The 13,304-nt window shown below is 41.0% G+C and carries 12 protein-coding genes and 2 tRNA genes; 11 read left to right on the forward strand and 3 right to left on the reverse strand.

The window, feature by feature from the left end; all coding sequences use genetic code 11:
- Positions 1–208: 208 nt before the first annotated feature.
- A tRNA-Arg gene (locus tag BT999_RS11010) sits at positions 209–285 on the reverse strand.
- Positions 286–478: 193 nt separating this feature from the next.
- On the opposite strand from BT999_RS11010, the gene BT999_RS11015 reads away from it, so the two are divergent.
- The gene (locus BT999_RS11015; protein ID WP_072697849.1) at positions 479–1,486 is read left to right on the forward strand and encodes an NAD-dependent epimerase; all 1,008 of its coding nucleotides are present in this window, start codon (positions 479–481) and stop codon (positions 1,484–1,486) included.
- A 13-nt stretch (positions 1,487–1,499) separates the two neighbouring features.
- Here the strand turns inward: BT999_RS11015 and BT999_RS11020 are convergent, their stop codons facing one another.
- Positions 1,500–1,913, reverse strand: a complete 414-nt coding sequence (locus BT999_RS11020; RefSeq protein ID WP_072697850.1) for a hypothetical protein — start codon at positions 1,911–1,913, stop codon at positions 1,500–1,502.
- Positions 1,914–2,048: 135 nt separating this feature from the next.
- Here BT999_RS11020 and BT999_RS11025 point away from each other — a divergent pair, with 135 nt between their 5' ends.
- The 10 genes from BT999_RS11025 (at position 2,049) to BT999_RS11075 (ending at position 9,563) form a co-directional block, all read left to right on the forward strand.
- Positions 2,049–2,960, forward strand: coding sequence for a ParB/RepB/Spo0J family partition protein (locus BT999_RS11025; RefSeq protein ID WP_072697851.1), 912 nt, complete (start codon positions 2,049–2,051; stop codon positions 2,958–2,960).
- 42 nt (positions 2,961–3,002) lie between these two features.
- The gene (locus BT999_RS11030; RefSeq protein ID WP_072697852.1) at positions 3,003–3,998 is read left to right on the forward strand and encodes an ankyrin repeat domain-containing protein; all 996 of its coding nucleotides are present in this window, start codon (positions 3,003–3,005) and stop codon (positions 3,996–3,998) included.
- A gap of 113 nt (positions 3,999–4,111) precedes the next feature.
- Positions 4,112–4,198: transfer RNA gene (locus BT999_RS11035), tRNA-Leu, on the forward strand.
- Positions 4,199–4,447: 249 nt separating this feature from the next.
- Positions 4,448–5,638, forward strand: coding sequence for a tyrosine-type recombinase/integrase (locus BT999_RS11040; RefSeq protein WP_072697853.1), 1,191 nt, complete (start codon positions 4,448–4,450; stop codon positions 5,636–5,638).
- 41 nt (positions 5,639–5,679) lie between these two features.
- Positions 5,680–6,513 (forward strand): class I SAM-dependent methyltransferase, encoded by an 834-nt coding sequence (locus tag BT999_RS11045; RefSeq protein WP_072697854.1) that lies wholly within the window; start codon positions 5,680–5,682, stop codon positions 6,511–6,513.
- Positions 6,514–6,525: 12 nt separating this feature from the next.
- Positions 6,526–6,732, forward strand: a complete 207-nt coding sequence (locus tag BT999_RS11050; protein ID WP_072697855.1) for a helix-turn-helix transcriptional regulator — start codon at positions 6,526–6,528, stop codon at positions 6,730–6,732.
- Complete coding sequence (locus tag BT999_RS11055; RefSeq protein ID WP_072697856.1) at positions 6,713–7,639, forward strand: AAA family ATPase; 927 nt, start codon at positions 6,713–6,715, stop codon at positions 7,637–7,639. Before BT999_RS11050 ends, BT999_RS11055 begins: the two co-directional genes overlap by 20 nt.
- Positions 7,640–7,932: 293 nt before the next feature.
- Positions 7,933–8,319, forward strand: coding sequence for a plasmid mobilization protein (locus tag BT999_RS11065; RefSeq protein ID WP_072697858.1), 387 nt, complete (start codon positions 7,933–7,935; stop codon positions 8,317–8,319).
- Complete coding sequence (locus BT999_RS11070) at positions 8,300–9,349, forward strand: relaxase/mobilization nuclease domain-containing protein (protein WP_072697859.1); 1,050 nt, start codon at positions 8,300–8,302, stop codon at positions 9,347–9,349. The genes BT999_RS11065 and BT999_RS11070 overlap by 20 nt, the downstream gene beginning before the upstream one ends.
- A gap of 4 nt (positions 9,350–9,353) precedes the next feature.
- Positions 9,354–9,563: a hypothetical protein gene (locus BT999_RS11075; RefSeq protein ID WP_072697860.1), complete on the forward strand. Its 210-nt coding sequence runs from the start codon at positions 9,354–9,356 to the stop codon at positions 9,561–9,563.
- 311 nt (positions 9,564–9,874) lie between these two features.
- Here BT999_RS11075 and BT999_RS12325 read toward each other — a convergent pair whose 3' ends face one another.
- Positions 9,875–13,156 carry a hypothetical protein gene (locus BT999_RS12325; RefSeq protein WP_084650692.1) on the reverse strand — a complete coding sequence of 1,094 codons (3,282 nt, stop codon included), beginning with the start codon at positions 13,154–13,156 and terminating at the stop codon, positions 9,875–9,877.
- Positions 13,157–13,304: the final 148 nt, after the last annotated feature.

Consider the following 13,304-nt stretch of genomic DNA (forward strand, 5'->3'; position numbering starts at 1 on the left):
TAGAGTTTTGTGCTGTTAGGAATAGAAAATACAATCAAATTTTGGTCGGAAAAATGCTCTGAATTTTAGCCTGCCCCTGTCTTTGGTGTAGAGCCCTTATACTCTATCGTTAAAAGCTGTGTTCCAAAATAACCACCTAAAATAATTACCCAAAAATTCCACACAAAAAAAAGCAGCCAGGTTTTAACCTAACTGCTTGAAATTTAAGTGGTGCGCCGGAAGAGATTCGAACTCCTGACCTACAGGTTCGTAGCCTGTTGCTCTATCCAGCTGAGCTACCGGCGCACATTGTTGCGAGTCCTTTTATTTATAGAAAAGTTCGATGCTCGTCAAGTATTTTTTTCTGTTTTAATAATTTTATCTTTAACAAATGAAGAAAAACTCTTATTTTAAGTTCCGCCCATTGCCAAAAAGGGCTTTTTTTAATAGGTTAAAAAACATAAGTTTTAACTAAAACAATTTGATTGAGGGAAAAAACATGAACATACTCGTTACCGGAGCCGCCGGCTTTATCGGCTTTCACTTAAGTCAACGCTATTTAAAAGAAGGTCATACCGTTGTCGGACTAGATAATCTTAACTCTTATTATGACCCACGTTTAAAGCTCGACCGCTTACGCATCTTACAAGCTCATAAGAATTTTGTTCCCGCTATTCAAGATTTGGCTGATGCCAAAACCCTTAACAAATTGTTTAATCAATATCGCTTTGATATCGTGGTTAACCTTGCCGCTCAGGCGGGCGTTAGATATAGCCTCGAAGACCCGGCATCTTATGTTAATTCTAACCTTGTTGGTTTTGCTAATCTTTTAGAAGCCGCCCGCAACTATCAAACAGGACACTTTGTTTATGCTTCTTCTTCCTCTGTTTACGGCTTAAATGAAAAAGTTCCGTTTAGCGTAGAAGATAACGTTGACCACCCGATTAGCCTTTATGCCGCCAGTAAAAAAAGTAATGAATTAATGGCACATAGCTATAGCCATTTATTCCGCATTCCGTGTACGGGTTTACGCTTTTTTACTGTTTACGGCCCTTGGGGAAGACCTGATATGGCGTTGTTCAAATTTACTCGGGCAATTTTGGAAAACAAGCCGATCGATGTATATAACAATGGACAGATGAAGCGTGATTTCACCTATATTGATGATATAGTCGAAGGGGTTGTAAGGATTTCTTATAAAAAACCTGAACCAAATAAAAATTGGAATCCGATGAACCCTGATCCTGCGAGTAGTACAGCTCCTTATACTATTTTTAATATTGGCAATAACAACAGCGTTGAACTCGGCGTTTTTATTGAAACATTAGAAAAAGTTTTAGGACGCAAGGCTCAAAAAAATCTTATGCCGATGCAGGCAGGCGACGTTTCCTCAACTTATGCAAATATTGATTCTTTACAAAGTGTTGTTGGCTTTAAACCGCAAACTGATTTAACGTATGGAATTGAACAATTTGTAAATTGGTATAGAGATTATTACAAAGTTTAGGCGTTGCGTTTTTTTAACAACCGCAATCTGAGATTGAGCTTTCGTAACAGATTTTGTCTTTAAAATGTTTTTTTCTGACTGTGGCTTTGCACTTGGAACATTCAAAAACAACCAGACCCGAAATAGAAGCACTTTTTAAACGAAAGGGCTTCTTTGGGTCGCTAAGCCAGTCTTCTGTTGCAAGACCACAGTTTTTACAAAGAACTTTTGCTTCTTCAGGATATTTAAAGTCCCAACATTCCAAAAACTCTTTCCAATCTTCCAAAGGTTCAGGTTTTTCAGGCGGATATAAAACGTTTAAAGCTTTTTCAATACAAGGTGTTACACTGTTTTTTATTATTGCCCAAAGGTTTGAATCAATCTTGACATAAGCCAGATTACCGTTATCATCTTTAATTTCTTGAAAGTGTTTTGCTTTATTTTGCATAAATTCCTCTTAATAACGTTAATTTTTTATCAACCGTTTAATCTCGTTTAATACCAATCTCGCATAGTTTTAATATTTTTAAACCTATTGGATCAGTATTGCAATCATTTACATCTTGAAGTTTAGGAGTTTAATATGTCAAATCAGTCAAAAGGCTTGGGAAGAGGCTTAGAAGCCCTTTTTAAGGCGAATAACGAACAAAGTAATCAGGTTAACGAGGTCGTAAAAATTATCCCGATTAAACAGGTAAAAGCGAACCAAGGACAACCGAGAAAGACTTATGACGATGCGGCACTCCAAGATTTAGCAAATTCTATTAAAGCCCAAGGTATTTTGCAACCGATTTTGGTGCGTCCTATTCACGGGACAAATCCTGAGGAATTTGAGATTGTTGCCGGTGAACGGCGTTGGCGTTCGGCACAAATTGCGGGTTTAACCGAAGTTCCTGTTTTAGTGAAAATGTTTGGCGATATGGAAACCTTGGCAGTCGCCTTGATTGAAAACCTACAAAGAGAAAATCTAAATCCTTTAGAAGAAGCCCTTGCCCTGCGTGAATTAAAGAATGAATTTAATATCAGCCAAGATGAACTTGCGGAAAAAATCGGTAAATCTCGTCCTTATATTGCCAATGCTTTGCGTTTATTACAATTACCCGAAGAAATTCAAAGCTTTATGTTGAGCGGAGAATTGAGTGCGGGACACGCAAGAGCTTTGCTTGCGATTACTGACCCTGCCATACAGCTTGAAGCTTGTCAGAGAATTTTAAGCGAAAAACTTTCCGTCAGAGAGGCGGAAAAACTCGCAACCTATTGGAAAGAATTTGGAACTTTGCCGGAATCAAACTTAATTCGTCAAACGCAAGCAAGTTCAACTTTGAAAAAAACACCGCCTTCTATACAGCTTCAAGATTTAACTCGTAAAATATCCGGTGCTTTAGATTTAAAAGTTAAACTAAGCGGTAGTATGGAAAAAGGCAAACTGAGCGTAACCTTTAATAACGAAGCCGAATTAAATCGCTTATTGAGTGTGTTGGGGTTAGAGGGTTAATATCTTAATATAACACATAAACGCATTAAAGAGAGTTATAGCATGTTAAAACGCTTCAATATTTTAATTTTGGTATTGTTGGTTAGTTTTTTATTTTCTGTTTCGACTGCTGTGAGTGCAGAGTCGTTTGCAATTCCGTTTGCAACGCTGTGTGAAAAGGGAACTTTGGCAGAGGTCAAAAAAGACATTGAACGCGGTGCGAATGTTAATTCTGTTGAAGATAGTTATGATCCAATATTTATGTTGGCGCCTAAAATGACTCCTTTGAAGTGGGCAGCCTTGAGGAACCCAGACCCTGCTGTAATTTCTGAGCTGATTAAAGCAGGGTCAGAGGTTAATTCTAAAAGTGAACCTAAGGATCAAACAGCCTTGATGCTTGCTTCTGCTGAAAACTCAAACCCTGCGATAATAAAAGAACTAATTAAAGCCGGGGCTGATTTAACTGCCAAAGACATTCTCGGCAGAACTGCTTTGATGTATGCCACTGCAAAAAACTCAAACCCCGAGATATCGAAGGAACTTATCAAAGCAGGAGCAGAAGTTAATGCTAAAGATGATATGGGTTATACAGCGTTGATGTATGCTGGTGTTGAATATTCAAATCCTGCAATAATAAAAGAACTCATTAAAGCAGGGGCTGATGTAAAGGCTACAAATAAAAGTGGCTGGACAGTTTTAATGTATGTAGTTTCTGCTGAAGCGGTAACAGAACTCATTAAAGCAGGGGGAGAGGTAAATGCTAAAAATGAGCATGGTGGAACTGCTTTGATGTATGCCGCTGCTAATAACCCAGATCCTGCTATAATTATACAACTCATTAAAGCCGGGGCTGATATAAATGCTAAAACTGTTGTTACAAAAGAAACAGCTTTGTTTTATGCACTTTCCAACAAAAACCCTGAGGTTGTTAAGGTGCTTATTAAAGCCGGGGCTGAAGTCAATATTAAAAATCAATTTGACCGAACACCTTTAGATATAGCAAAGCAAGATGGGAACAAAGTGGCAATAGAAGCATTAATCAAAGCCGGGGCTAAATAAAAATATATTTTTTATATTTTTCTTAACAAATATTTCCCCATTAAAAAAAACAAAAACAAAGTGCAAAAAAGACTTGCCAAACAGAAAAAAAATACATATAAACAACTTTCCTTGCCGTGGTGGTGGAATTGGTAGACACGCTAGCTTGAGGGGCTAGTGTTCGAAAGGACATAAGGGTTCGAGTCCCTTCCTCGGCACCAAATTTAAGTTTATTAAAGTCCCGTAAAGCTCAAAAAGCCTTACGGGACTTCACTTTTGTGGGAGTTAGCAGTCTGACAACGTCCAGTAAAATCCATTGACATACACCAGTTTTGGGGGTAGTTTCAGGGGTATATTTCATGTTAGCGTTATATGCTAAAATAGAATACCCCCAGAGATAAAAGCTTTTAAATTCAAGGCATTATAGCTTTTATTATTAACTGTTAAACTCTAAAAAATGGAGTACCCCCATGGCACTTACTGACACAGCAATAAAAAATATAAAGCCAAATGATAAAGCAATCAAACTTTTTGATAGTGCTGGTTTGTTTTTATATGTCACATCTAAGGGAGGTAAGCTTTGGCGTTTAAAATATCGTTTTGAGGGGAAAGAAAAGCTTTTAAGTTTTGGTGCCTATCCCACAATATCTTTAAAAGAAGCTCGTAAACGCAGAGAAGAAGCTAAAGAGTTACTTGCTCAAGGCGTAGACCCTAGCGAAGCTAAGAAACAAGCAAAAATAGCCATTATAACAGCTCAACAAGAAGCAGAAAATACTTTTAAAACTGTAGCCCTTGAGTGGTATCAAAAGTATTCTGTTACCTTAGAGGCTAAACACCAAAAGAAAATACTCTCTCGCCTTGAAAAAATGCTCTTTCCATATCTTGGCAGTATACCTATTCATAAAATGGAAACTCCAGACTTGCTAAAACCTATTAGAATAGTTGAAGAAGCTGGAAAAATAGAAACCGCTCATAGGTTAGTACAACTTTGTTCTCAGGTGTTTAGATATGCAGTGATTACAAAAAAAGCAAAACATGACATTGCTGTTGACCTTAGGGGAGCTTTACAATCAAAACAGGTTACACATAGGGCTTGTATTACAGAGCCAAGCAAATTAGGCGAACTTTTGCGTTGTATAGATACTTATGATGGTACTTTTCAGGTGATTTATGCTTTAAAAATAGCTCCTTATGTTTTTGTCCGACCGAGTGAATTAAGATGTGCGGAATGGAGTGAAATAAACTTTGAAACGGCAGAATGGCGTATTCCCTCCAAAAGAATGAAAATGAAACAAATGCACATAGTACCATTATCAAAACAGGTAGTTTCCTTGCTTCGTGAATTGTTTACTTTTTCTGGGCATGAAAAACTATTATTTTATGGATTGCGTTCAACTCTTCGCCCTATTTCTGATATGGCATTAAACAATGCTTTAAGGTCTATGGGATTTAGCGGAGAAGAAATGTGTACTCACGGTTTTAGAGGCACTGCTTCCACCATGTTAAATGAAATGGGTTATAATTTTGACCATATAGAACGCCAGCTTGCACATTGTGAAAGAAACGCCGTGAGAAAAGCCTATAATCATGCTGAATACTTGCCAGAGCGTAAAAAAATGATGCAAGAATGGGCTGATTATTTAGATGGATTGAAGAGGTAAAATTTTCTACATCAAAGTAAATGTTCATATTAGGAGAATATATGTTTAACAAGTTAAACTCGATTTGCAAACGGCCTTTACCATTTTCAATTTACACAGCAGAGACTTTGTGGACTGAGCCTCACTTAGCGGAGCAAATGCTGCTGAACCATCTCAGTCAAGATACTGATATGGCCTCTCGAAAAATTGACTCAATCAATAATGCTGTAGCTTGGATTGATGCCCATTTAGCGATTGTGAATAAATCAATTTGCGATTTGGGCTGCGGCCCAGGGCTTTATACCCAAAGATTTGCAGAGCGCGGTGCAAAAGTCTATGGAATTGACTTTTCAGCTAGGTCAATTGCGTATGCCCAAAATATAGCAAAAAATAGCGGTCAGCATATTACTTATGAAGTTTCTGATTATTTAAAGTGTCAACTGCCACTAATGCAAGATTTAGTAACAATGATATATTACGATTTATGTGCGCTTTCCCCGCAGCAAAGAAAAACTATATTTGAAAAAGTTCGTCTATCGCTACGTTCTGGCGGTGTATTTGTGTTTGATCTTCTTTCAAAGGAGGCATTCACTGGGCGTGAGGAGAGTGTTGAATTTGGCTATCGGTTCATGAATGGATTTTGGACCGCAGAAGACTACTATGCATTTAAAAATACGTTCATATATGAAAAAGAAAGTATCTCTTTAGACAAATACACTATTATAGAAAAATCAAAAACTTGGTACGTTTTCAATTGGATGCAATATTTTGATTATTCTGAAATAGAAAGAGAATTGAAAGAATGTGGTTTCATTAATATCGAAGTACATTACAATACGCCATTATCCAATAACGTTGGTAATGAAAATAGTTTTTTGGTCCTTGCTAGGGCGTAGATTTGGCAATAAATGCGGATAGGTTTTTTACGATTAAAACAAGTTTTACATCTTATCCCAGTCAGCAAAAGCACTTGGTGGGAAGGTTGCAAAACAGGGCGTTATCCAAAGCCTATAAAATTGAGTCCAAGAACTACGGCATGGAAGGCAGAAGATATTGCAACCCTGATTGAAGAATTAGGAGCGAAAGGGGTGAGCAATGTGTCAAGTCATAGATAGCAACTCCAAAGAAGAAAATAAATTAGTGGCGTTAGATATGACAACATTTCTATCAATGTCCTTGCCCGAAAGAGGCTATTTATTACAACCGATATTACCTATTCAAGGTATTGCTATTTTATACGCACCTCGTGGAATAGGTAAAACATATGTTGCCTTAAGTATTGCTGCTGCGATTGCTTCTGGTGGAGCAGTTTTTAACTGGCGTGCATCTACTCCCAAAAAAGTATTATATGTTGATGGTGAAATGCCAGCTATTGCAATGCAAGAACGCATAACAGCCTTACTAAGTGGCATGACCGCACCGCCAAACCTTTTGTCGAATATGTTTTTAATTACTCCAGATATTCAGCCCTTGCCAATGCCTGATTTATCCACGACTTGCGGGCAATCTTTGCTTGAACCGCTGTTGATTGGCATAGATATGCTAATATTGGATAATATTTCTACTTTATGCAGAACAGGCAAGGAAAATGACGCTCAATCGTGGCAGTTGATGCAGGCATGGTTATTGGATTTACGCCGTCGGGGTATCACGGTGCTATTGATTCACCACGCTGGAAAATCAGGAGATCAAAGAGGCACCAGTGCCAAAGAAGATATTATGGACACAGTCATCAGCTTGAGGCGTCCAAGACTATACTCAATGGCAGAAGGTGCACGTTTTGAAGTGCATATTACAAAAGCTAGGGGCATTGTTGGTGATGAAGCTGCTCCTTTTGAAGCACATTTGCAATCAGAGGGAGAGTCTCTTTTGTGGTCTGTTCAACCCTTAGAAAATGTCGAATTAGAAGAGCTTAAAAGATTGTTGAGTGAAGGTTACAGCGTTCGAGATTGTGCAGAAGAAATGGGAAAATCTAAATCAGCAGTACAACGCATGAAAAACGAGCTAGAAGGCAAGCTATAGCTAGGTTTATGACCTTTATCTCAAAGTGTCCCACTGTACCGAAGCCTATACAAAGGGACAGTGGGACAGCCTAAAAATTAGTAAAATTAAAGTGATAAAACAGCAAAAAATAAAGGTCGTTTCAACTCCTAAAAATTGCATTTTCTCTTTGGAGTTAAACAGAATCTTGCACGGCTTTTGGCTTGTAGCAAGCCATGTTTTCGTTGCACTTAAACGCTTGGTCTTACAGACGTTGGGGCAGACGGGCAAAGGCAGAAAAGCCAAAAAACAAACACAACTCAAAGGAGTTCGTGATGAAAAAATATAAGACAAAAGGTGGCAGAGGTGGACGCCCACAATTACAAAATGACTTGGTCAGAATTCATACCGTAGGCATCAGATTAAACAGTGCAGAATTAGACAGCCTAAAACGCAAGGCAGACAGTTTTGGATTGCCTTTAGGTCAATGGCTGAGAAATATCGCTTTGAAGCATTTTGTGCCACGTCCTTTAGTTCCTGAAATAAACAGAACAGTTTATGCCGAACTTGCCAATTTGGCGAGCAACTTAAATCAGATTGCAAAAGCCAGCTATTCTAGTTCGGTGGCGATGCCTACCCATTTGATTTGCCAAACAAATAACAAGTTGCATCTCTTGCGTCTTGAATTGTTGGGAATAAAAAATGATAGCAAAACTGATTAAAGGCAAGGGTTTTCGAGGGGCTTTAGAGTACGACCTTCAAAAACAAAAAGGGCAAATTCTGGAAACCAACATGGCAGGACAAACACCGAGAGAGCTTGCCAAAGAGTTTGGAGCGATTCGGGCTTTGCGTCCAAATCTCACAAAGGCGGTGTGTCATGTCAGTTTGAGCATCAGTCCAGACGAAAAACTAAACGACGAACAGTGGAAAAGTGTTGCAAATAGCTATCTTAAACACATGGGCTTTGAAAAATGTCAGTATGTCGCCACAAAACACACGGACACGGAACACCCGCATATTCATCTTGTCGTCAATCGCATCGGCATAGATGGGCAAGTTGCCAGCGATAGTCAGGATTATCAAAGGCAAGAAAGCCTTATGCGAAAGCTGGAGCAAGAACTTAACCTAAAAACTGTTGAGCCGAGCCGAGAAGCCAAACGCAAAGGTTTGACGAAAGGTGAAGTTGAACACAGCGTGCGTACTGGCGAGCCTTCAACCAGAATGCTTTTACAAAAAATCATAGATCGCACTTTGCAAAACGGTTTAAACTTAGACACTTTTACTCAGAAACTAGAAGAACAAGGCGTAAAAACACGTTTAAATCAAGCAAGTACGGGTTTTGTCAGCGGAATAAGTTTTAGTCTAAATGAAGTCGCTTTAAAAGGTAGCGATCTTGGCAAAAATTACACATGGAACGCATTACAAAAAAGGGGATTAACACATGAGCAAGTTAGACATGACAAGGGAATTGACGGATGCACGCTTGGAGAAAACATGCCCAGTGGGGAATCAATCGGGCAATCAGGTGGGAAATCAAGCGAGCAATCAGACAACCAATCAGAGGAAATCAGAAGAAATGAGCGAGGAAGAAATTTTGGCAATGAGAGTCAACCTCTTGAGCCAACAAGAGATGCAAAAGCTGAAGAGCAACACAGAATTGATCAAGCTTTTGAAAGACTTGCAAGAATCAATAAAGACAGCGAACAAAGAAATACGCCAGACCGCTCAAGAGGTCAGGGGTTATCCCGCTGAAGCCGTGGCAAAAGTTGCGAAAACTATTGAGCTTGCTTTTCAAGATGTGCATAAAGCGGCAGAACAAGCCCAAAAAACTTATGATGAAGCTCAAAAACTAATCATAAACTTTGAGAAAAATATTCTTTATTGGCTTTTTATGACGGGCGTAATCTCGCCATTAATTTTAGTTGTAGGTTATAGATTGCTTGAACGCTGGTGGTATCAATTATAAGAAAAACCCAGCCTATAAACACAACAAAACAAAGTTAATTAAAAATGTTAGCAGATAAAAACGTCTGTTATAGCCTTTGAGATTAACTGTTACACTGTAAAAAATGGATTATCCCAAATGGCCATTACGGACACAGCGATAAAAAATATATCGCCAGAATTACTAAACCCACCATATAAAGTAGTATTAGATTCATCAAAGTCAGAACTCCAGAAAGTATTACCTGATTGTTTATAGTGCAAGGAAGCCCGCGTTTTGCGGGCTTCCTTATATACTTTTATGTATAGTCAAGGGCAAAGCCTTGTCATTTCTTAAAACTCATACTTCATTTGCAAGCTACCGCTCACGCCTTCACGCATTCCGGTGTAGCCTTGTAGTCCAAGGTCAACGCTAAAGTCGTGATTAACCATAGGTTTAAGGATTATACCGAGTTCGCCGACGCCTGTTCCGCCTTTGAGTTCTGGGGCTTCGAGGCTACGTCCATAGGCGGTTGCGTTTGCCTTACCGTCGAATTCATAATCATAGGCGGCACCGACATAAGGGGTTGCGTTTTTGTCGATTTCATAACTAAAACGCACGCCATTTCTCCAGCGGTGCGAATCAGCGTCTTCAAACGTTATTGGGTCGCCGGCGACTGTTACATCATCGCCGTTTTGGTGTGTCCAAAAATATTTAGTAGAAAAGTCTAAATCGGCTTTTTCTGACAGTTGCCAAATATAGCCAAGCCCCGCGTGAGCACCGTAATAGACAGAACTAGAGTCATAAGAGGCATTTATCGGACCGCTAAACGCTTCAAAGTCGTTACTGCTAAAGTCTGTGCTGACATGACCGACTCTCAAAGAAGCCTCGGTATAAAGCCCGTCTAAAAAGCCTTCTGTTAGGCTATAGCGAGCCAAAATACCGCCACCATAATATTCTGTGTCGCCGCTACCATCAATGGAGGCTCTACCCGAAAAACTGTTGTGGCTGTCATAATTTCCGAAGCCCACTTCAAAAAACGCACCCAAGAGCAGTGAGTTTTGAGCGATTGGGGCGTTCCAGCCCAGACCGGTCATAAGTGAAAAACTGTCAACATCGCTGTGGCTACCTGTGTTATAGCGAGAACTACCCGCGCTCATCGCACCAAAAGAGGATAAATTACCCGCTCCCGCCGCATTCGCACTGCTTAAAGCACTGCCCATACCTTGTCCCGCCGCTAAATCCGCCCCTTGGTTTATAAAGGCGACGCCGGAAACAATACCCTCAGAAAGGGCCTTGGTTTGGGGGTTTACCTTCGCACCAGAAGCCACTGTGGCAGTAATTTTGGTAAGGCCTTCTTGCTTCACGTTCATATCATATAAAAGGCTTATGCCCTTATATGCCGTTATCGGATGTGCTGTATATCCACCAAAGATGTTGAGGGCTTCTAGCAAGGTGTATTTATCGCCTATGTTCGGCATTGTGCCACCGCTCGCTATGCCCAGCCTATCTACTGTGGCTATTCGGCTACCACCATCTGTTAAATCGATGAAATTAGTTGCTGTAAGCATTGGGTCATTAGTCCACGTATTAGGCAGTAAAAAACGATAATTCTCGAAGTTTTTGATGACAGAAACAGGGTTGCCTATACGGTTAAGCACCCAGAGGGTATTGCCAGTGAACTTGTCGCCACCGCCAGCACTTTCCCCGCCGAATAACCAGGTAGAGCCAGCATTAAAAGTCGGAGTGCCGGAAAGTATTACCTGATTGTTTATAGCCTTGCCGTTCTGGCTATACCCGCCGTAGACAAAGCCATTAATCGTACCACCGCTGATGTTTACCGTGTTGGCGTAGGCGTTGCCAGTACCGTCATAGACATACCCGCCGTAGACATTCCCAGTACCACCACCAGAACCAATAGTACCACCGCTGATGTTTACCGTGTTGGCGTAGGCACTGCCATCACCGCTAAACCCGCCAAGGACATCCCTTTTAATCAAAGCATCACCGCTGATGTTTACCGTGTTGGCGTAGGCGTCGCCAGAACGGCTCCACCCGCCGTAGACATCCCTTTTAATATCAGCAGTACCGCTGATGTTTACCGTGTTGGCGTAGGCGTCGCCAGAACCGCTTTCAACATTCCCGCCGAAGACATTACCACCTAAACCACCAGAACCAATAGTACCAGCGCTGATGTTGACCGTGTTGGCGTAGGCGTCGCCAGCACCGCTATGAACATACCCGCCGAAGACATTCTTGTCAATCGTACCACCGCTGATGTTTACCGTGTTGGCGTAGGCGTCGCCAGAACCTTGCCAGACATACCCGCCGTAGACAGAGCCACCAATATCAGCATCACCGCTGATGTTTACCGTGTTGTTATAGGCCTTGCCAGAAAAGCTACGTCCGCCGTAGACATTACCCGTGCCAGGACCAGAACCAATCGTACCACCGCTGATGTTTACCGTGTTGGCGTAGGCGTTGCCAGTACCGTCCATGACATACCCGCCGTAGACATCTCTCCAAATCTCAGCATTACCGCTGATGTTCACCGTGTTGTTATAGGCGTTGCCAGAACCTTGCCAGACATACCCGCCGTAGACATTGCCCGTGCCAGGAGAACCATCACCAATCGTACCACCGCTGATGTTTACCGTGTTGGCGTAGGCGTCGCCAGAACCGCTATTAACAAACCCGCCGTAGACCTCCCAGTCAATCGTACCACCGCTGATGTTTACCGTGTTGGCGTAGGCGTTGCCAAAACCGCTTTCAACATACCCGCCGTAGACATAGCCCAGAATCTCAGTACCACCGCTGATGTTTACCGTGTTGGCGTAGGCGTTGCCACCACCCCATGCATCGCCACCATCGACATCACCGCCAATCGTACCACCACTGATGTTTACCGTGTTACCGTAAGCGTCGCCAGAACCGCTATTAACATACCCGCCGTAGACATCCCCGCCAATAGTACCACCGCTGATGTTTACCGTGTTGGCGTAGGCGTTGCCAGTACCTTGAAATACATACCCGCCGTAGACATTACCGCCACCCATGCCATCACCAATCGTACCAGCGCTGATGTTTACCGTGTTGGCGTAGGCGTCGCCAGAATCGCTACGCCCGCCGTAGACCAAGCCATTAATCGTACCAGCGCTGATGTTTACCGTGTTGTTGTAGGCGTTGCCAGAACCGCTATAAACGTACCCGCCGTAGACATCCATGTTAATCGTACCACCGCTGATGTTTACCGTGTTGTTGTAAACGCTGTTTTTTTCGCTTAGCCCGCCAAAAACTAAATTAGGGTTGGTTTTTCCTGGCCCAGTGGTAAAATTAACATTTACCGTATTACCACTTGCACTAGGGTTTTCTGTTGTGCCGGGAAAGAGAACGTCTGATACTCCTCCCCCAAACCAAGTGGGGGCAGTTTTTAAATCGTTAACATCACCAGTATAATTGATGGTTTCCGCTTTTACCTCCGACGGCAAGCTAAACATTAAACCAGCGCCTAAAACAGCTAAGGCTAAAAGATTAGTAAAACAAAACCCACTTTTTGGGGCTAAATTAATTAATCTAACACGTTTTGATTTAGCTTTTTGAATAGCTTGTTTAATAAAAACATTTAGTTTTTTCATTTCTACCTCGTTATAATCTGGATATATCGTTAAGCTCTAAAGAATGAGCGTTGTATTTTTTGATTCATATATTTTATTTATATATTTTATTTATATATTTTATTAAAACATTCCGCTTTAACTTATATTTTTATATATACAATATCAT

This window comes from Desulfovibrio litoralis DSM 11393 (assembly GCF_900143255.1).
GTDB lineage: Bacteria > Desulfobacterota > Desulfovibrionia > Desulfovibrionales > Desulfovibrionaceae > Frigididesulfovibrio_A > Frigididesulfovibrio_A litoralis.